Genomic DNA, 20,502 nt, shown 5'->3' with positions numbered 1-20,502 from the left:
TTTTCTTCGACAAAAGTCATCATTCACGACGCAAGATTTTACCGCGCTCCCCTGCTGCTGTTATGCTGGCAGCTTCAATATGATGAGTGACTAAAGGAAAATCCATGACGACCCCTTCTTTTGATAGCGTTGAAGCGCAAGCGAGCTACGGAATTGGTTTACAAATCGGGCAGCAATTGCAAGAGTCCGGGCTGGAAGGTTTATTGCCAGAAGCACTGTTGGCAGGTTTGCGTGACGCGATGGAAGGGAATGCACCGACCGTCCCGGTTGATGTAATACATCGCGCACTACAAGAAGTGCACGAAAAGGCTGATAAAGTGCGTGTTGATCGCCAGAGTGCGTTGGTAGAAGAAGGCAAAACCTTCTTAGAAGAAAATGCCAAGCGTGATGATGTGACCACCACTGAGTCTGGCTTACAGTTCTCCGTGTTACAGGCTGGCGAAGGCCCGATCCCATCCCGCCAGGACCGTGTTCGTGTGCACTATACGGGCCGTCTGGTTGACGGTACGGTATTTGATAGCTCAGTTGAACGTGGCCAGCCAGCAGAATTCCCGGTCAGTGGTGTTATTCCTGGTTGGATTGAAGCCTTATCCATGATGCCAGTAGGTTCTAAGTGGAAGTTGTACATCCCGCACGGCCTGGCTTATGGCGAGCGTGGCGCGGGTGCGACTATTCCACCTTTCAGCGCATTGATGTTTGAAGTGGAACTGCTGGAAATTCTGTAATTTCTGCATGCGGTGAAACCAGAAAGGGCGGCGTGATGTCGCCCTTTTGCATTTATTGATGCCGGCCATGACCAATAGCGAGATTATTCGCCTTTTAGCGCGCGCGGGAACAGCAAATTGTTTTCCAGATGAATATGTTCCATTAGATCAGTTATGAATTCATTGATACCGGTGTAGAGTGCCCGCCAAGTATTGCAGGCTCCTTCTGGTGGGGTGACATTTTGTGTTAACTGTTTTACCACTTCTAGCTGCTGCCCAACTGCATCGTGTTCCGCTTCCATCACAAATATTGGCCCACCAGCCTGAGACCCCATACCACGGGTTATCATTGGGAACAGAATTTGTTCCTCTTTGTACATATGCTGGGTTAGCTCTTCTAAAATTGCAGTAAGTTCAACCGCCAGTCCACGCGGACAGGCTGGTTTCTCGCCGTGTACCCGTTCAACTTTTTCCGCCATCAGAATTAATTCCGGTAACTGCTCACGATGGCGGTTATGGTAGCGGCTGATAATAAAATCGATGATATTAGCCAGCGACTGCTGTTGCCAATCTTCAGATGACTGAGGCTCGGATTGCAAGGCACTCAGTTGTGCTTCCAGCTCATCGATATCCAGGTTCAGCTTATTGGCTGCGCGTAGCAGTGTCTGTTTACCACCACAGCAGAAATCGAGCTGGTGGTGACGGAATAATTTTGTGGCTCGTGGAATAGCGATAGCCAGGGCACCGAGAGACTGATTGCGGTAATCCATAATGACACCTCATTGAATAGTTAAACGCCTATAACATGCATAATAAATACATGTTATAGATTGCGATATAACCACAAAGAGGTACTTGTGAAAAGTAACAGCGCGTTGAAGCGCTGTTATCCGAGATTATTTGTTCTGTAAGTCGATTTGATAAACGGCAAAGCCAATTTCATCAGTACCTTGTGCTTTCATCGGGTACTGCGCTTTTTGCTTGATAAATTCAGCGGCTTTAGCACTTGGTGACGTTTCAAAGCGGATATCCAGTGGCTGCTTACTGTCGATCGTTGCCAGACGCCAGTTATTATCAGCCTGTGGGGTAACTTGCCCGTGTTTCTTGGTTTCAGCACTGATATAAGCCGACAGTACCGCCCGGTTTTCATCAGGAGAAGCAAATGCAATATGGCTGTCACCCGTACCGGCAAATTTACCGCTATAAGCCCGATAGTTGTTGGTCGCAATCAGGAATGTGGCTTTCGGATCGATAGGTTTGCCATTAAATGTCAGGTTTTTAATCCGTTCGGCTTTATCGTTGATCAGTGCGCACTCACCGTCATAGCGCGCAGGTTGGCTGACATCGATTTCATATTTCACGCCATCGATAACATCAAAATTATAAGTGCGGAAGCCATCCCAGTTAATCAACGACTGTGGCTTACTGTTGGTCACATCAATTTGATTAAATTGTGCGGCAGAGCACTCTAACCATTGCTTAACTTCCGCCCCACTGGCTTTCACTACCACCAGAGTGTTCGGATACAGATAGAGATCGGCGGCATTACGGAAGGTCAGTTCACCTTTTTCCACTTCAACAAAACTGGCGGGATCATTTTTACGCCCGCCGGCTTTGAAGGGGGCGGCGGCAGAGAGTACCGGCAGATTGGCTAAATCGGGGTCGCCTTGAATAAAGTGTTCGGTATAGGCGCGTTGAGCATTGTTCACAATCTGCACTGTCGGGTCATCTTGGATGAGTGCCAGATAGCTGTACATATTATCTGATGCTTTGCCGATCGGTTGACTGACGAAGTCACGAGTACCCTGATGGTCTGCTGCGAGCACTTTCACCAGACTGGCATCTTCGATTGCCAGCGATTTTTGTGCTGTTTTATCGTAGATCGGGCGCGCTTCAGCTTTGGCTCCAGTAACTTGCCATGGGCCTTTATCATTATTCAGGACGAAATCAACCACCCCCAGGTGATCACCCCACTGGCCCGGCATCACAGCCGGAATACCATTTAAGGTGCCTTGAGCGATATCAGCACCTTTGATGGCGGCAAAATCTTTACTGGGGAAAACGGCATGGGCGTGACCGAACATGATGGCATCAATCCCCGGCACCTGGCTGAGATAATAAACTGAGTTTTCCGCCATGGTTTTATAAGGGTCACTGGAAAGCCCAGAGTGCGGGATAGCCACCACCAAATCAGCACCTTGCTTGCGCATTTCCGGTACCCATTTTTTGGCTGTTTCGGTGATGTCGTTAACGGTCACTTTTCCGCTCAGGTTCGCTTTATCCCATATCATCACTTGTGGCGGGACAAAACCAATATAACCAATGCGCAAGTTATGGGTTTTACCTTCACGATCTTGCACTGGTGTGTCGACAATCAGGTAAGGCTGGAACAGCGGCTTACCGGTTTTCACATCAATCACGTTGGCATTCACATAGGGGAATTTTGCGCCAGCCAGCGATTTCTTCAGATAGTCCAGACCGTAGTTAAACTCATGGTTACCGATATTCCCCACGGCATAATCCAGCGTATTCATTGCTTTGTAGACTGGGTGAATTTCTCCGGCTTTCAATCCTTTGGCTGCCATATAGTCACCAAGCGGACTGCCTTGAATCAGGTCACCGTTATCCACCAGTACACTGTTAGTCGCTTGTTGGCGGGCTGCGCTAATCAGGCTTGCGGTGCGCACCAGACCAAACTTTTCAGTAGGTTTATCTTTATAGTAATCAAAATCCATCATATTGCTGTGCAGGTCGGTGGTTTCCAATACCCGCAAATCAACGGTAGCAGCAGTTGCTACAGACATTGAAGTCGCGACAGCAATCAGGCTGGCAAGAAGAGATAACGTCAGCGGACGCGTGATCATGGCTTTCTCCATTAAAATCTATTCGACATGTATCGCAAAAGAATATGTAACTTTAATTAATTGCTACAACAAAGTGTGAAGTTTGGCAGAAAACGCCCTAGGATAACGCGCAGAAGTTCACAGTTGTGGCAGGTTAATCCCACTGATTTTATTGGAAGTTACCGACATTGATGGCTATTTGGTAGGAATCTTATTAGTCTGCAACTCTGATGATTGAGGGCATATCCCCGTTATCTTGTAACTTGCAGGTCTGCTGGTGGCACTTGTTGCCTTCATCTGGAAATCTATTGGGCTTAGATAATTAATTTTTACGTTTGCGTTCTAAACTGTATATATGGCGAACGAGTAGCGCGAGCCACTATTGGTCTAAACAATCACTATTGGCCTAAACAATCACTATCGATTTAAACAGCCATTATCAGTATCCGGCATGACTCATAATACCAAGGGGTGGATGATGTTAGAGCAAATTTGCCAGTTGGCCCGCGAGGCAGGCGTGGCGATTATGGCGGTCTATCAGGGGGATAAACCCCTTGATGTGGCCCATAAGAAAGATGATTCGCCAGTGACAGCGGCTGATCTTGCCGCTCACCAGATTATCAAAGCCGGATTGGCGGCACTGACTCCCGATATCCCACTGTTATCTGAAGAAGATCCGCCGGTTTGGGCGGTACGTCAACACTGGCAGCGCTACTGGCTGGTTGATCCGCTGGACGGTACTAAAGAGTTTCTACATCGGAATGGCGAGTTTACCGTTAATATCGCGTTGATTGACCAAGGAGTACCGGTGCTTGGCGTGGTATATACCCCAGTGACTGAAGTGATGTACAGCGCTGAAAACGGCCAGGCGTGGAAAGAGGAGTGTGGCAGGCGCATGCAGATTCAGGTGCGTGCTGCACTACCGCCGTTAGTGGTAGTCAGTCGCTCTCACAGTGATGCTGAATTGGAAGATTATTTGTCGCAATTAGGTGAACACCAGACTATATCAGTCGGTTCGTCACTCAAGTTTTGTCTGGTGGCGGAAGGGAAGGCGCAACTGTACCCGCGCTTTGGGCCTACTAATGTATGGGATACTGCCGCCGGGCATGCAGTAGCCATTGCTGCCGGAGCACTGGTTCACGATTGGCAGGGTAAACCACTCTCTTATACCCCACGTGAATCTTTCCTGAACCCCGGCTTTAGAGTGTCTTTATTCTAACCACATAGCCAAAGAGTGTGGCGTTGCAGGGAGGTGGCACGCAAACGAATCATATGATTCGGGTGAGTGCCCGCAGCGAATTCCCTGCAGCTTCAAACCTTAAGGGGAGATTACTGTTTCACCAGTTGGTGCAATTGATCGATCACCTGCTGTACTTCCTCCGGTGTCAATGCGCCATCTTTGGCAAATCTCACATTCCCTTGTGGGTCCAATACCACAATCGCCGAGCCCTTTTCCGCTAAACCCCAGGCCTTTTTGACATTCCCGTCGCTATCGACCACAAATTGTGACCAGGGAAAGTCGCGTTTATTACTTTCAATGCTGTTACGCACAAACACTGCCGTGCCGATGATGGCGTCATCAGTATTGACGATTGTCGTCGTTTGGTAATGTTCGTGTGGCAGATTAGCGTGCTTAATGGCTTCCACTAACGGGGCATTCAGCTCTTTTGCCGAGGTGCGGCCAGCAATATGTTGGATCACCCGCACTTTGCCGGGCAGTTGCGAGCTATTCCAGTTTTTGTAGCTAAACTGATCAGTAGCTTTATCATAATTTAATTCGCCTTTATCGCTGACACCCACCGGCGGTACCCGCTGGTTGATTTGTAGGGAGTGAGCGCAGGCCATTAGTGGTGTGAGTAGTAGTGACAGTATCAGCAGGCTATTTTTTATCATGGCATGTCCTTGTGGGATCTTATGGGTAATGTCGGGTACTAAGTCCTGCATGCAGGTCTACCCGTAGTCTTTCAAATTGCAGCTGTGTTGGCAGATTGTGTTTGCCGCTTGCCAGCATCTTGAAACCTATTGGGCATCAGTTTTCCAATAATAGGTGCAGATCAGAGGTCTGTCCTGTTTCTCTACAGTATTTATTTCTGACACTGACTAGATGGTTATTCTGTAATTAAGTCTCATTTTATCTATATGACCCTGTAATTTTGTGTAAATCCAGCAGCAATGACTGGTTTTGGCGGAACTAAAGCCCATACTCAAGGTCTATTACTCTGCAATTATATTACGTTACCTGTGATCTTGGTCGCTAAGGCACCAGAGGGAGCGTATTGATGTCATGGGAGGAAAGTAAAAAAATGAGGATCTTCCAACGTTACAATCCGGCTAAAGTGGCGATGTATGTCAAAACGCTTTTCCGAGGGAGGTTATATATCAAAGATATGGGGGCTTTTGAGTTTGACAAAGGTAAGATTTTAATCCCGAAAGTTAGGGATAAACGCCACTTTGAGGTGATGTCAGAGGTTAATCGTCAGGTGATGCGTTTGCAGGCTGATACCCTTCTTACATAATTGCTTTGGGTATGACATTAGTCTGAACAGAATTAATTGCGGCCCCTATTGTGGGGCCGCTAATGTTTTAAATAATGACTGATTTAAACTTTCATTAGGCATCACTGCTTTCGTGTGGGGCTTTTGGCAGTATTGGGGCTGGTAGGTCACTGAGTTTAGTCACCAGTAGCTGATCGATTTTGTAGCTATCGATATCGACTACTTCAAACTTGTAGCCGGCATATTTGACGAAATCCGTGCGTTTGGGAATTTTGCGCAGCATATACATCATAAAGCCGCCGATGGTTTCATAATTGCCAGACTGCGGGAACTCATCGATATGCAGCACTCGCATTACATCTTCAATCGGGGTACCGCCCTCAATCAGCCATGAACTTTCATCACGAGCAACAATTTGCTCTTCCTGCCCCTGACCGACCAAATCCCCCATCAGCGTGGTCATCACGTCATTCAGGGTAATGATACCAACCACCAGGGCGTATTCGTTGAGGATAACGGCAAAGTCTTCACCGGCGGTTTTAAAGCTCTCCAGCGCCTCGGAGAGTGTCAATGTGTCTGGCACAATCAGGGCTGAGCGAATTTGCACGCCACTGCTCAGTACCAGACTCTGGTTACCTAATACCCGGTTCAGCAAGTCTTTAGAGTCGACATAACCCACAACTTGATCGATATGACCATCACATACCAAGAATTTAGAGTGTGGGTGGGTCGAAATCTTCTCTTTTATGCTGTCTTCGCTTTCCCGCAGATCAAAATAAATCACACTTTCACGTGACGTCATCGACGAAGGAACAGTACGTGACTCCAGTTCAAAGACGTTTTCGATCAATTCATGCTCTTGTTTACGTAACACCCCGGCTAATGCACCTGCTTCCACGACGGCATAGATATCATCTGATGTGATGTCATCATTGCGTACCATTGGCAGCTTGAATAGTCGGAAGATTAGATTCGCCATCCCATTGAAGAACCAAACTAGTGGGCGACAAATCATCAGACAGAAGCGCATCGGGTTGACGATCCGAACGGCAACCGCTTCAGGTGAAATCATACCGATGCGTTTCGGGGTTAAGTCGGCAAAAAGAATAAATAAACTGGTGACCAGAACAAACGAGCAAATGAAACTCACCTGGTCGGCAAGCTCTGGTGACATGAAGCGTTCAAACACCAATTTAAAGGAGGGGGAAAACGCAGCATCACCGACGATACCCCCCAGAATGGCGACGGCATTCAAGCCAATCTGGACCACAGTGAAGAAAATCCCCGGAGTCTCTTGTAATTTAAGTACCCGCAAGGCGTTGATATCGCCTTCATCTGCCAGAAGTTTTAGTTTAATTTTGCGCGAAGCTGCCAGTGAAATCTCTGATAATGAGAAGAAGGCACTCACCGCAATTAAAAAAAGAATCAGTAAAATACTGTTTAACATAATCTGTCCGTGTCGTACCGACAATCGCGCCGGCGATCGTAAGGAAGGCCATACATTTGTTTGAATTAAAAAATACTGTTTAAATTTAAGATAACGGCAGAAAGCCGCCATCGGGCCGAGTGAACAGCCCGAATAGTATAACCCGTCTTACTTTAAGTTGCAGCGGAGTTAGCTAGGTTCATTACTCCGGCCATGCTTGAAATCCCCCTGTGGGCTAGCATAAATGCTGTTCAAACCGCATTCCAAGCGATTTGTCATTCCCTTGCTGCCAACCTGCAACTCTACGCAATTTGGGGATAATCGCAGCGATAAGAGCGTGGGCAACCTTACAAATCAGGCGGCATACACACGCCAATACCGCCAAGGTTACAATATCCATGTGGATTTTTGTGCAAATATTGCTGGTGGTCATCCTCTGCATAGTAAAACGGTAGTGCAACCGCCACTTCACTGGTAATCAACCGGCGATCAGCCGCTTGCTCCATGGCTTGCTGGAACAAGGCTTTGCTCTCGTTAGCTTGCACTTGCTGCTCAGGTGTCAAAACGTAAATGGCTGAACGATATTGTGTTCCGACATCTCCGCCTTGACGCATTCCTTGGGCGGGATCGTGATTTTCCCAGAAAATCTGCAATAGTTGCTTATAGCTGATGATGGCCGGATCAAAGACAACACGAACCACTTCTGCATGGGCTGTGCGGCCACTACAAACTTCATGATAGGTTGGGTTTGGTGTGTAGCCACCGCAATAACCTGCGGCAGTACTGTAGACGCCAGGCAGTTGCCAGAACAGGCGCTCAACCCCCCAGAAGCAACCCATGGCGAAGATAGCGATCTCCATTCCGTCAGGGATATGTGTCATGGAATGCCCATTCACCACATGGAGAGTTGCGACTGGCATTGGTGTGATTCGCCCGGGTAAGGCATTCGCCGCATCAATGACGGCAGTTTTGTCAAAATTTTGCACCAAAATAGGCTCCAATGTTTACAGTGAATTTGAAGTTTACAGTAAATTAATAACAAGATGTTTACAGTGAATAGGTATAGACAGTTGTATCTGATTGCGAGTTTGCACACAATAAGAGCCATTCTGCGTTAATGTATCGGCTTAAGGTGGAGTTTTAGGGATAACAGGTTTAAATCGGTCTTTAAGTGCGGAATGATTGCGTAAGTGATAAAAAGTCCGTCAGATCGTTTTTACAGGAAAATATACCCAATAGGTTTCAAGATGCGGTAAAGCGGCAAGGGAGAGAACCCTGATGAGCTTATAGGGTAAGTGATTCGGATGACAAATCTGCTGGGAGCAGATTTAAATGCTGCTTGCAGAGGTCAGGTCGAGTAATGAGAGTTGCCAATACACCTGCAATTTGGAAGATGGCAGGTATAAAATTAATTAGGAGTACGCGTGCCACGATACCCTATTTTGTGTTTTTTGTGCGTATTGCTCGCCACACCTCTTGCCTACGCTGCCAATGTGCGGTTGCAGGTCGAAGGTCTTAGCGGGGATTTAGAGAGAAACGTCAGGGCGCGTTTATCAACAATTGGTACGGATGAAGTGACGTCCGATGGCCGTTTCCGCTCAAGGGTGGATGACGCCATTCGTCAGGGGCTACGCGCGTTAGGTTATTACGACCCCACCATCACCTTTGATTTGCAGCCGCGCCCGGCACCTGCACGTTCCGTTTTAATTGCCAAAGTGATTCCTGGTGAACCGGTTTTGATTGCTGGTGTTGATATTGTGCTGCAAGGTGGGGCGAAAACTGATCCTGATTATCTATCATTGGTACGCCGCGATACCCCTAAAATTGGCTCAGTCCTCAATCATGGTGATTTTGATAATTTCAAAAGTTCACTGACGGGCTTAGCGTTACGCCGTGGTTATTTTGACGCCAATATGATCAAAAGCCAGTTGGGTGTTGCCGCTGAGTTGCGCAAAGCTTTTTGGGATATTGATTTTGACAGTGGCGAGCGCTACCGGTTTGGTAAAGTAGCCTTCCAAGGCTCGCAAATCCGTGAGGATTTTCTGCAAAATTTGGTGCCCTTTCATGAAGGTGAGTTTTATACTTCTGATGAACTGGCCGAATTGAACCGCCGTCTGGCTGCGACTAACTGGTTTAACTCGGTGGTGGTTTCACCGGATTTTCGCGACGCGAGAAAAACCAAAGTCCTGCCACTGGATGCGGTCGTCACTCCACGTACCGAAAATACGGTTGAATTGGGGGGCGGTTATGCGACCGATGTCGGTCCACGTCTGACGGCCAGTTGGCGTAAGCCGTGGATGAACTCCTACGGGCATAGTCTAACCACCAGTACTACACTTTCCGCGCCCGAACAGACGCTGGATTTCAGCTATCGAATCCCACTGTTAAAAAACCCGCTGGAACAGTATTACCTGTTACAGGGTGGGTTCAAACGCACCGATCTGAATGATACAAAATCTGACACAACCACCCTGAACGTTGCCCGTTTCTGGGATTTGTCCAGTGGTTGGAAGCGCTCAGTTAACCTGCGTTGGAGTTTGGATCACTTTACTCAAGGTAGTGTCACTGATACCACCATGTTGCTGTATCCGGGGGTGAACATCAGCCGTACCCGTCAGCGCGGCGGTGCTATGCCGGTGTGGGGGGATAGTCAGAATTATTCTATTGATGTGTCTGATACCACATGGGGGTCAGATGTCGATTTCGCCATATTCCAAGCGCAAAACGTGTGGATTCGTACTTTGGGTGAGAAGAACCGTTTTGTCGTTCGGGGTAACTTAGGCTGGATTGAAACCAATGATTTCGACCGGGTACCGCCGTCACTGCGTTTCTTCGCCGGTGGGGATCGCAGTATTCGTGGCTATAAATTCCGTGATATTTCCCCACGCGATAGCGAAGGTAAATTAACCGGTGCCTCTAAACTGGCAACCGGTACGCTTGAGTATCAATATAACGTTACCGGAAGATGGTGGGGGGCTGTATTTGTCGACTCGGGTGAAGCGGTTAACGATATTCGCAAGAGCGATTTCAAAACTGGCGCCGGGGTTGGGGTCCGTTGGGCTTCTCCGGTCGGTCCGATCAAGCTAGACATCGCCAAACCTATTGGTGACAACGAAGCACGTGGCGTGCAATTTTATATCGGTTTGGGGCCTGAACTATGATGTTGGTAAAGGGAGGGAGGTGGATAAAGAGACTCAGTATCGCATTTCTGCTCATTATCCTGCTGCTGGTCGGGGCTTTGGCGGGTTTGTTGGGCACCACCAGTGGTCTACATTTTGTGATAAACAGTGCCGCACGTTGGGTTCCCGGGCTGGATATCGCCAGTGTCAGTGGGGGGTGGCGTGACCTCACCTTAAAAGGCATTCAATATCAAATGCCGGGTGTCACTGTTAAAGCAGGGCAGTTCCATCTTTCATTACAGCTCTCTTGTCTAAAACGCAGTGAGTTGTGCATTAATGCCCTGACGGCACAAGATATTGATGTGGTGGTGGATACCAACGCCATGCCGCCTGCGGCCCCTGCTCCTGCCAGTAGTGAACCGATGGGGGAACTTAGTACTCCGTACCCCATTACATTGCGTATGCTGTCGCTGAATAATGTCAAAGTAACTATTGATGACACCGCGATTTCACTGGATGAATTCCGCACTGGAGCACATTGGCAACAGCGCGCACTGGCACTAATGCCGACCAAAATCAGTGGGTTATTGATAGCTTTACCAAAAACGGTGCCAGCGATGGTGCCGGATGCGGCTAAACCTGCGGTTGAAACGGCTATCGCGGTAAAAGAAGCGGTTGAGCAACAGGCAGCCGCGCCATCAGAGCAGGAAGCTCCGCTAGGTGAAACGTTAAAAGCGCTGTTTGCTAAACCGTTACTGCCAGAATTGCCGGACTTCCGGTTGCCGCTGGATTTACAGATTAAAGAGATCTCAGGGCAACAACTCCGGCTTACAGGTGATACCGACGTACTTATCAGTAGTCTTTTGCTGCAAGCCAGCACGCAACAAAACCAAATAACACTGGATAAGCTGGAGATTAAATCGCCACAGGGTGGGCTGTCAGCACAGGGTGACGCCACGCTGGCCGATAAGTGGCCAGTGAGTATGGTCATCAATAGTGCGCTGAACATTGAGCCGTTGAAAGGCGAAAAAGTAAAATTAACTGTCGGTGGTGCGCTGCGTGAAAAACTCAACGTGGCACTCAATCTGTCAGGCCCGGTGAGCGCGCAACTGGATGCAGAAACTGCGCTGGCACAGGCTGGTTTGCCACTGGCGTTAACTCTACAAAGCAAGCAACTGCGTTGGCCGTTGAGTGGCGAACCTCAATATCAAATTAATAATCTTCGAATGCGCCTCAATGGGCAGGCGACAGATTACGCACTCTCGATCCGTTCTGATTTTAAAGGCACTGACCTGCCACCAGCAGTGTTCACTCTTGACGGTAAAGGGAGTGTTGAGCAATTCAATCTGACCCGTTTACGTCTGGCGGCATTGCAAGGTAACACTGACCTGACTGGCGTAGTGGATTGGAGTAAAGCAATCAGTTGGAACTCGGTATTAACCTTATCGGGTATTAACACCGCGAAGCAGTGGCCGGAGTGGCCAGCAAAACTGGATGGTAGAATTGTCACCCGTGGCAGTATCCACGGTGGTAGTTGGCAATTACAAGTACCGGAGCTGGCACTGGACGGGAATGTGAAACAAAACCGTGTGACGGCCCGTGGCTCCCTGACAGGGAATGCGGCAGGCCAGTGGCATATTCCGGGCATTAATCTGGCATTGGGCCGTAATAGGTTAGATGTGAGAGGCAACCTTAGTGACACCTGGCAGCTCGATGCCACTGTGGATGCGCCACAACTTGATGGTGCGTTACCGGGATTGGGAGGCGTGATGAAAGGGGCGCTGAAATTGCGCGGCAACCTTACAGCACCACAACTGCTAGTGGACCTCACCGCCAGCCGCCTGCAATGGCAGGAACTGACCATTAACCGGATTAAGATTGATGGCGACGTTCGCTCCACGGATCAGATTCAGGGTCAGTTGGCCGTTAGGGTTGAGCAACTCAAGCAAGCGGAGTTGGTTGTAAGTTTATTGACGCTAGATGCCCGAGGTAGCGAAAAACAGCATCAGGTGCGCCTGAATATACAAGGGGAACCAGTTTCCGGTCAGTTGGCGCTGGATGGGAGCTTCGATCGCCAACAAGAACGTTGGCGCGGTTCGCTTAATAACACGCGTTTCGATACGCCGGTAGGTGAATGGCGTTTAAGCCGTGCGATGGCATTGGATTACCAAAATAGCTTACAGCGGGTCACCATCGGACCCCACTGTTGGCTTAACCCAAATGCAGAACTTTGTGTTCCTCGGGCCATTGAAGCTGGCCCGAGTGGGCAGGCGAGTGTGGTTCTCAATCGCTTTGATTTAGCGATGATAAAACCATTCCTTGGGCCGGATACCACCATGAGTGGCGTGTTCACTGGCCGGGCCGATGTCAGTTGGACGGCCGGTGGTAACCTGCCAGATGTACGGGTATCGCTCAGTGGCAATGGGGTTAAAGTGCAGCAAGTAGTGCAAGGTAACCCGTTACCGATTGCTTTTGAAACGCTGAATCTCAATGGTGGCCTAACCAATGGGCAAGTGCGGGCTGATTGGTTGATTAAACTGGTGAATAACGGCCAGTTCTCCGGGCAGGTTCAGGTTGCTGATCCACAAGGGCGGCGCAATTTGTCCGGTAACATTGCTATCAGTAATATTTCTTTGGCAATGATTAACCCGATACTGAGTGATGGTGAAAAAGCCGCTGGCACATTAAACGCCAATCTGCGTTTAGGGGGGAATGCGAAGAGCCCGCTAGTCTTTGGTCGTTTGGCGCTGGATAATGTCGATGTCGATGTTGATGGTAGCTGGATGCCATTTGATATTACCGAAGGGCGTCTGGTGATGAACTTCGACGGTATGACCTCAACATTGGAGGGGTTAATTCGGACTTCTCAAGGGCAGCTCAATCTCTCCGGTGATGCCGATTGGCGTGATATCAATGCCTGGCGTGCCCGAATCGCCGCAAAAGGCAATAAGTTGCGGGTTACGATCCCACCAATGGTACGGATTGATGTTTCACCGGACATTGTTTTTGAAGCGACACCGCAGTTGTTCACCCTCAATGGTTCGGTTGATATTCCATGGGCGCGGATAACGGTGCAGGAAGTGCCGGAAAATGCGGTGGGTGTCTCATCAGATGAGGTGATGCTCAATAACGATCTGAAACCTATCTCCCCACGGACGGCCAGTATTCCAATCAACAGTAATCTGGTGATTCGGGTAGGTAATGATGTGCGTCTGAATGCATTTGGTTTGAAAGCCCGTTTGCAAGGTAATTTGAAAATGATCCAGGATCAGCGCGGGTTGGGCTTGAACGGGCAAATTAATATTCCGTCGGGTAGCTTCCGTGCTTATGGTCAGGATTTAATTGTCAATAAAGGGATATTGCTGTTCTCCGGCCCGCCGGATCAACCGCTACTCAATATTGAAGCGATACGAAATCCAGATGCTACGGCAGACGGTGTTACTGCTGGTGTGCGGGTTACCGGGATGGCTGATGCTCCACGGCTAGAAGTGTTCTCGGATCCGGCTATGTCACAGCAGGAGGCGTTATCATACCTGTTGCGTGGTCAGGGGTTGAGTAATTCGGGGGCTGACAGTGGCATGATGACCTCAATGCTTATTGGCATGGGGGTTGCGCAGAGCGGTAAACTTGTGGGTAAAATCGGCGAGGCATTTGGTGTCAGTAATCTGGCACTAGATACGCAGGGAGTCGGTGATAGTTCACAAGTCGTGGTAAGTGGTTATGTCACTAAAGACCTGCAAGTAAAATACGGTGTGGGTATATTTGACTCGCTGGCGACGTTAACATTACGTTATCGATTGATGCCAAGGTTGTATCTGGAAGCGGTGTCTGGTATTGATCAGGCATTAGATGTGCTTTATCAGTTTGAGTTCTAACCATGCGAATTATTGTCTACGGTAGTTTACGGCGCAAGCAAGGTAATAGTCATTGGATGACGGACGCCCAGTGGTTGGGTGAACATGACCTTGAAGGCTTTGATATGTACAACTTAGGTCATTATCCGGCGGTTATCCCCGGAGACGGTACTGTGCATTGTGAGGTTTATCGGATTAACTCATCTATTATGAATGAGTTAGATGAACTTAAAAGTAATACTAAGGATTACCGGCGCGAGCTGATTCAGACGCCTTATGGTAGCGCGTGGATATACCTTTATCGCTTACCGCTCGAAGGTGTGCCACGTATCTACAGTGGCGACTGGCTAAAACGCCATGAAGAGAGCGACAAGCCATAAAATTAAGCTGTTATTAGCAAAAAAAACACCGCTCACAGGGCGGTGTTTTTACTTTTCGCGCTTAAAGCATCCTCAAGAGGCGCTTTTTGGCATGCGAAACGGGAAATTACTTCTTCGCACGTTCGAAAGAGGCCAGGATCTCGGCTTTAGCTGCGGCGGCATCTTCCCAACCATCCACTTTCACCCACTTGCCTGTTTCCAAGTCTTTGTAATGTTCAAAGAAATGTTTGATCTGCGCTTTCAGCAGTTCTGGCAGATCATTTACATCTTTAACGTGGTCGTATTCTTTGGTCAGTTTGCTGTGTGGAACCGCAACCAGCTTGGCATCTTCGCCCGCTTCGTCAGTCATTTTTAACACGCCAACCGGACGGCAACGAATCACGGAACCTGGTTGCAACGGATACGGTGTTGGCACTAGTACATCAACCGGGTCGCCATCTAATGACAGGGTGTTGTTGATATAACCGTAGTTACATGGATAGAACATGGCAGTAGACATGAAGCGGTCTACAAACAGCGAGCCAGTCTCTTTATCGATTTCATATTTGATCGGATCCGCATTCGCAGGGATTTCGATCACTACATAGATATCTTCTGGCAGGTCTTTACCTGCGGGTACTTGGTTCAAGCTCATGTCGGTTTCCTTTTATCAAACCAGAAATGGAGTGCTGGCTATTATAGCCAACTCTTTTGTGAATTCCCGCCCTTTTCACTGTCAGATAGCGGTGAGATTGCCTGAGTGAGGGCCATTTCAGTGAGATAAAATCCCGTCATTCGCTAAATGTATCTATTTTGAGCTGTTTTTCCGGTGAGAGTTCAAGCTGACATATGTATAGCCGATAACTTAATCAAACAATAAGACCGTCCGCTGTAATGCTAACGCTTTGTAATCTTAACCATTTGCACATAACCGGAAAAAAACCGATGTTAAAAAAGATTACCATTAAGAATGGGCTTATTGCCCAGCTAAGCTTTATGTCGTTGATTTTATTAGTTGTCAGTGTTATCGGGATTAATTCAATTCAGGAAAGTTCGCGCTCGTTGCAAATAATAAATCAAATCCAGGGGGAGGAGCTGGGGTCTCTATCTAATAGCTTTAATGCCACGTTAAGCGCCAGAACTGAAGCAGCTCTGGCGATCCATCAGTTAGAAATTGGCCTGATTGAGGAATCATTACAAACGGCAAAACAGGCTGAAGGTTCACTAGCATTATCGCAAAAAGAGATGGCACGTTTTGTCAGTGCGGTATCTGACCGGGGAGACGGGCAGGGATTGGCGATAAATATCCAGAAAAGTTATAAAAATTATATTGATAAGGGCGTAATACCCATGCTGACCGCGATCAAGGCGGGGTATGCTGACGAGTATTACGCTGTATTGGAAAAGAGTATTACCGACATTAGTAAAGCCTTTAACAATGATGTCACTGCCTTTCGCAGCTATGCACTGGATGCTGGTCAATTGCAAATCGCCAACGCAAACAATGCCGCCAAAATTAAACTGACGATCATTATAGCTGCAGGGGTGATCACGTTGATCTCTGCGGTACTGGCATGGTTTGCGCTCAAATACATTATTTTGCAGCCGTTGGTGCAATCAATTCATCAGTTGGAATATATAGCTGCTGGTGATTTAACTCACAGTATCAATAGTGAGGGCAACACTGAATTGGCCCGATTGGCAAAGGCGTTACAGACGATGCAGCAATCGCTGGTGGCGTCAGTGAGTAATGTACGGGATGTGGGTGGGCAGATTGGTATTGGCTCGCGGGAATTAGCTGTCGGTAACAGTCATTTGGCTGAACGTACAGAGGAGTCGGCGTCTTCTTTGGAACAGACTGCGGCCAGTATGGAGCAGTTGACCTCAACCGTAAAAATGAATGCTGAAAACTCGGATCAGGCTAATCGCTTGGCGATGAGTGTATCGGATATTGCCAATAAGGGCAGTGAGGCCGTGAGTCATGTGGTTGATAAGATGCAGGCAATTACCACAAGTTCGCGCCGTATCTCCGATATTATTGCCGTAATTGATGGCATTGCGTTTCAGACTAATATTCTGGCACTTAACGCTGCGGTTGAGGCCGCCAGAGCCGGTGAACAGGGGCGTGGTTTTGCTGTGGTTGCGGGTGAGGTACGTAATCTGGCACAACGCAGTGCGCAGTCGGCGAAAGAGATCAAAGATCTGATTGTTGAGTCGCAAAGTCGGGTGAAGGAGGGCGCAGACATGGCCGAATCGGCAGGGAAAACCATGCATGAGATCGCTGATGAAGTTAGCCGAGTAACGGCATTGATGCGTGAGATCTCAGCCGCAAGTTATGAACAAAGTAGCGGTATTGAGCAAGTGAATGTAGCTATTGCGCAAATGGATCAGGTTGCCCAGCAGAACGCCGCATTGGTTGAACAGGCCGCCGCAGCGACGCGATCATTAGAAGAGCAAGCCAATGCATTGTCAGCCAGCATGGCAGTGTTTAAATTGCACAATCATGAGTTGGCGGTTGGAGCATAAAAAAGCAGCGGCTTAGGGGCCGCTGCTCTCTTTTTTAACTGTATTTACCCAAATTACTTGGCTTCTTCATCCGGGAATTTGGCAATAAAACCTTCCGCATCTTCCACCATGGATTTGGTACCGACAAAGAAAGGTGCGCGCTGATGCAGTTTCTCTGGCACGATATCCAAAATGCGGTTCACCCCATCCGTCGCCTTACCACCGGCTTGTTCTGCCAAGAAGGCCATAGGGTTGCATTCGTACAGTAAACGCAGTTTCCCTTGTGGGTGGCTAGCGGTGCTTGGGTAAATATAAATACCGCCTTTCAACAAGTTACGATGGAAGTCGGCAACCAGTGAACCAATGTAGCGTGAGGTATACGGGCGCTTGGTGGCTTCGTCTTGCTCCTGGCAGTACTTGATGTATTTCTTCACACCCAATGGGAATTTAATGTAGTTCCCTTCGTTGATGGAATACATGCAACCGGTTGCGGGATAACGCACTTTTTCGCCGGATAAACAGAAAACGCCCAGCGACGGATCATAAGTGAAAGTATGGACACCGTAACCTGTGGTATAGACCAGCATAGTTGAAGAACCGTAGACGACATAACCTGCGGCAACTTGTTTAGTGCCAGGTTGCAGGAAGTCAGCTTCGGTAATCGGAGTACCAAATGGGGTAATGCGGCGATAGATGGAGAAAATAGTACCGACGGATACATTCACATCGATATTTGAAGAACCATCCAGCGGATCCATCAGAACGACATATTTGGCATTTTCTGCCCGGCCACCATCAAAGATAACAATATCATCTTCTTCTTCGGAGGCGATACCGGCAACTTCGCCACGCGCTTTTAGGGCCGCTTTTAATTTTTCATTGGCAAACAAGTCCAGTTTCATCTGGTCTTCGCCCTGAATATTGGAAACACCGCTGGCACCTAAAATATCAACCAGACCTGCTTTGTTGATATCGCGATGAATAATCTTCGCGCCGAGTTTGATTGCTGAAAGTAATGCAGTTAATTCGCCGGTGGCGTGAGAGAAGTCTAGCTGTTTCTCAACGATGAATTCGCCTAACGTTTTCATGACTCAATCCCTGGATCTACGGTTAAATATCGATTTATTAACAAACAACACACCTGATGGCAGCAGTGTAGCCCAAAGGTGAGAATGATTCATAGGCAATTCCATTTCTTCTCTTTGATTCTGAGCGGTAGAATGGTTACAAACTCGAAGCTTATTAATACGGAAAATTTATGCGCATTCACATATTAGGTATCTGCGGCACTTTTATGGGCGGCCTGGCAATGCTGGCCCGCTCATTAGGTCATGAAGTGACAGGAGCGGATGCTAACGTGTATCCACCAATGAGCACGTTGCTGGAGAATCAAGGGATCGATTTAATTCAGGGATATGATCCAGCTCAACTGAGTCCCACCCCGGATTTAGTGATCATTGGTAATGCCATGAGCCGTGGTAACCCTTGTGTTGAAGCAGTATTAGAGCAAGGCATCCCTTATGTTTCCGGCCCACAATGGTTACATGACCATGTATTGCCAGAGCGTTGGGTATTAGCGGTGGCGGGTACACACGGAAAAACCACCACTGCGGGTATGGTGACCTGGATTCTGGAAGCCTGTGGTTATGAACCGGGATTCGTCATTGGCGGAGTGCCGGGTAATTTTGATGTATCAGCACGTTTAGGTAATAGCCCATTCTTTGTCATTGAAGCTGATGAATATGATTGCGCCTTCTTTGATAAGCGCTCTAAGTTTGTTCACTACAGCCCAAGAACGCTGGTTATGAATAACCTTGAGTTCGATCATGCGGATATTTTTGACGATCTGAAAGCTATCCAGAAGCAATTCCATCATCTGGTACGTTTAGTGCCAGGGAAAGGGAAAATCATCGTGCCGGATAATGATAATCACCTGAAGCAAGTGATGGCGATGGGCTGCTGGAGTGAGCAAGAGTTGGTCGGCGAAACTGGCAGTTGGTCGGCGCGCAAAGTATCGACCGATGCCAGTGTTTATGAAGTGTTCCTTGATAATAAATTAGTGGGCGAGGTCAGTTGGTCACTGGTGGGTGAACACAATATGCATAACGGTTTGATGGCGATCGCTGCCGCCCGTCATGTCGGGGTTTTACCCGCCGATGCTTGCAAGGCACTGGGTGATTTTATTAATGCTCGTCGCCGGCTGGAATTGCGGGGTGAAGCTCATGGTGTCACGGTTTATGATGATTTTGCTCACCATCCAACCGCTATTCTTGCCACTCTGGCGGCACTGCGCAGTAAAGTGGGTGGAACTGCGCGTATTTTGGCTGTTTTAGAGCCACGCTCTAACACCATGAAATTAGGGCTATGTAAAAATGAGTTAGCACCTTCATTAGGCCGTGCGGATGAAGTGTTCCTGTTCCAGCCGCAGCATATCCCTTGGCAGGTAGTGGAAGTGGCCGAAGCTTGTATTCAGCCTGCACATTGGAGTGCTGATATTGATGCGTTAGTCGATATGATCGTGAAAACAGCACAACTGGGCGATCACATTCTAGTGATGAGTAACGGTGGTTTTGGTGGGATTCATAACAAATTGCTGAGCGCTTTGGATAAAAAAGCGGAGCAATAAGCTCTATCGCAGGATTAAGTCGGATAAAAAAAGCCCCCGCGATAGCGGGGGTAAAGGGTTCGTCGGATAGACGAGGGATTATTCGGATGTGAGCTGACTTCAGCCAATACTTTGTTGCAATCAATACTCTATTCAATAAGCTAAAAATTAGTATTTATCTTTATTTTCAGTCTATTGAATAAATTATCAAGGTACGAAAGTATGCCCCTCTGAGCGGGGCATTTACTTTCACTGCTGGCGCTTAATCTTATTTGTAAATCTTAGCTGTGGCGTGCCAACCATTGTCTTGATGCATACCAATGATTTTGTATGCCGTAGCGCCTTCACTATCAGCTTTTTTCGCGATGGCCTGCTCAATATCAGAAGGAGCACCGGTAATCGCGCTCACACTGACTGCGCCTAAATCAGTCATTTTGCTTGCTTGGGCGGCATTGATTGATTCCGCAGCAGATGCGCCGAAAGCAACAACAGAAAGTAAACTCAGGGCTGCCAGAGTAGTTTTGATTTTCATGATTTTTCCTTAATCAGATTCAACAATCCAAAAGTACTTTTAATGATTCTGGTACTTTTA

At 48.1% G+C, this 20,502-nt stretch carries 16 protein-coding genes; 8 read left to right on the top strand and 8 right to left on the bottom strand.

Going from position 1 to position 20,502, the window contains the following annotated elements; genetic code table 11:
- The first annotated feature begins 104 nt into the window (after positions 1-104).
- Positions 105-725, top strand: a complete 621-nt coding sequence (locus V1953_RS18960; RefSeq protein ID WP_083160951.1) for a peptidylprolyl isomerase — start codon at positions 105-107, stop codon at positions 723-725.
- Positions 726-808: 83 nt separating this feature from the next.
- Here V1953_RS18960 and ytfE read toward each other — a convergent pair whose 3' ends face one another.
- A complete protein-coding gene (gene ytfE, locus V1953_RS18955; protein ID WP_083160949.1) occupies positions 809-1,474 on the bottom strand; it encodes an iron-sulfur cluster repair protein YtfE in 666 nt (221 codons plus the stop codon).
- 126 nt (positions 1,475-1,600) lie between these two features.
- Complete coding sequence (locus V1953_RS18950; protein WP_442851200.1) at positions 1,601-3,580, bottom strand: bifunctional 2',3'-cyclic-nucleotide 2'-phosphodiesterase/3'-nucleotidase; 1,980 nt, start codon at positions 3,578-3,580, stop codon at positions 1,601-1,603.
- A 445-nt stretch (positions 3,581-4,025) separates the two neighbouring features.
- Here V1953_RS18950 and cysQ point away from each other — a divergent pair, with 445 nt between their 5' ends.
- Positions 4,026-4,766 carry a 3'(2'),5'-bisphosphate nucleotidase CysQ gene (cysQ, locus tag V1953_RS18945; RefSeq protein WP_420072802.1) on the top strand — a complete coding sequence of 247 codons (741 nt, stop codon included), beginning with the start codon at positions 4,026-4,028 and terminating at the stop codon, positions 4,764-4,766.
- Between the two features lie 110 nt (positions 4,767-4,876).
- Here cysQ and V1953_RS18940 read toward each other — a convergent pair whose 3' ends face one another.
- On the bottom strand, positions 4,877-5,440 hold the full coding sequence (locus V1953_RS18940; RefSeq protein WP_083160943.1) for a YtfJ family protein: 564 nt from the start codon (positions 5,438-5,440) through the stop codon (positions 4,877-4,879).
- Positions 5,441-5,850: 410 nt separating this feature from the next.
- Between V1953_RS18940 and V1953_RS18935 the strand changes: the two genes are divergently transcribed.
- Positions 5,851-6,063 (top strand): DUF1107 domain-containing protein, encoded by a 213-nt coding sequence (locus V1953_RS18935; protein ID WP_032906682.1) that lies wholly within the window; start codon positions 5,851-5,853, stop codon positions 6,061-6,063.
- A gap of 94 nt (positions 6,064-6,157) precedes the next feature.
- On the opposite strand, the gene V1953_RS18930 is transcribed toward V1953_RS18935, so the two are convergent.
- Positions 6,158-7,489, bottom strand: a complete 1,332-nt coding sequence (locus V1953_RS18930; RefSeq protein ID WP_083160941.1) for a hemolysin family protein — start codon at positions 7,487-7,489, stop codon at positions 6,158-6,160.
- A gap of 326 nt (positions 7,490-7,815) precedes the next feature.
- Positions 7,816-8,454 carry a peptide-methionine (S)-S-oxide reductase MsrA gene (msrA, locus tag V1953_RS18925; RefSeq protein ID WP_102970485.1) on the bottom strand — a complete coding sequence of 213 codons (639 nt, stop codon included), beginning with the start codon at positions 8,452-8,454 and terminating at the stop codon, positions 7,816-7,818.
- Between the two features lie 438 nt (positions 8,455-8,892).
- On the opposite strand from msrA, the gene tamA reads away from it, so the two are divergent.
- Genes tamA through V1953_RS18910 form a run of 3 tightly spaced genes read left to right on the top strand, consistent with a single transcriptional unit; the run spans position 8,893 to position 14,821 of the window.
- On the top strand, positions 8,893-10,629 hold the full coding sequence (tamA, locus tag V1953_RS18920) for an autotransporter assembly complex protein TamA (protein WP_102970484.1): 1,737 nt from the start codon (positions 8,893-8,895) through the stop codon (positions 10,627-10,629).
- Positions 10,629-14,462 (top strand): autotransporter assembly complex protein TamB, encoded by a 3,834-nt coding sequence (tamB, locus tag V1953_RS18915; protein ID WP_442851342.1) that lies wholly within the window; start codon positions 10,629-10,631, stop codon positions 14,460-14,462. Before tamA ends, tamB begins: the two co-directional genes overlap by 1 nt.
- 2 nt (positions 14,463-14,464) lie before the next feature.
- Positions 14,465-14,821: a gamma-glutamylcyclotransferase family protein gene (locus V1953_RS18910; RefSeq protein ID WP_083160939.1), complete on the top strand. Its 357-nt coding sequence runs from the start codon at positions 14,465-14,467 to the stop codon at positions 14,819-14,821.
- A 106-nt stretch (positions 14,822-14,927) separates the two neighbouring features.
- On the opposite strand, the gene ppa is transcribed toward V1953_RS18910, so the two are convergent.
- Positions 14,928-15,455 carry an inorganic diphosphatase gene (gene ppa, locus V1953_RS18905; RefSeq protein WP_083160937.1) on the bottom strand — a complete coding sequence of 176 codons (528 nt, stop codon included), beginning with the start codon at positions 15,453-15,455 and terminating at the stop codon, positions 14,928-14,930.
- A 290-nt stretch (positions 15,456-15,745) separates the two neighbouring features.
- Here ppa and V1953_RS18900 point away from each other — a divergent pair, with 290 nt between their 5' ends.
- Positions 15,746-17,326, top strand: a complete 1,581-nt coding sequence (locus tag V1953_RS18900; RefSeq protein ID WP_442848197.1) for a methyl-accepting chemotaxis protein — start codon at positions 15,746-15,748, stop codon at positions 17,324-17,326.
- Positions 17,327-17,379: 53 nt separating this feature from the next.
- Here V1953_RS18900 and fbp read toward each other — a convergent pair whose 3' ends face one another.
- Positions 17,380-18,393 carry a class 1 fructose-bisphosphatase gene (fbp, locus tag V1953_RS18895; RefSeq protein WP_083160935.1) on the bottom strand — a complete coding sequence of 338 codons (1,014 nt, stop codon included), beginning with the start codon at positions 18,391-18,393 and terminating at the stop codon, positions 17,380-17,382.
- Between the two features lie 170 nt (positions 18,394-18,563).
- Between fbp and mpl the strand changes: the two genes are divergently transcribed.
- The gene (gene mpl / locus V1953_RS18890; RefSeq protein ID WP_083160933.1) at positions 18,564-19,931 is read left to right on the top strand and encodes a UDP-N-acetylmuramate:L-alanyl-gamma-D-glutamyl-meso-diaminopimelate ligase; all 1,368 of its coding nucleotides are present in this window, start codon (positions 18,564-18,566) and stop codon (positions 19,929-19,931) included.
- 247 nt (positions 19,932-20,178) lie between these two features.
- Here mpl and V1953_RS18885 read toward each other — a convergent pair whose 3' ends face one another.
- On the bottom strand, positions 20,179-20,442 hold the full coding sequence (locus V1953_RS18885) for a YdgH/BhsA/McbA-like domain containing protein (protein WP_083160931.1): 264 nt from the start codon (positions 20,440-20,442) through the stop codon (positions 20,179-20,181).
- Positions 20,443-20,502 lie beyond the last annotated feature (60 nt).

Origin of the sequence: Yersinia sp. 2541 StPb PI, assembly GCF_052217145.1 — a bacterium.
Classification (GTDB): Bacteria; Pseudomonadota; Gammaproteobacteria; order Enterobacterales; family Enterobacteriaceae; genus Yersinia; species Yersinia enterocolitica_E.
The sequence above is the reverse complement of the archived record's forward strand: the minus strand, read 5'-3'. Positions and strand labels throughout refer to the sequence as shown.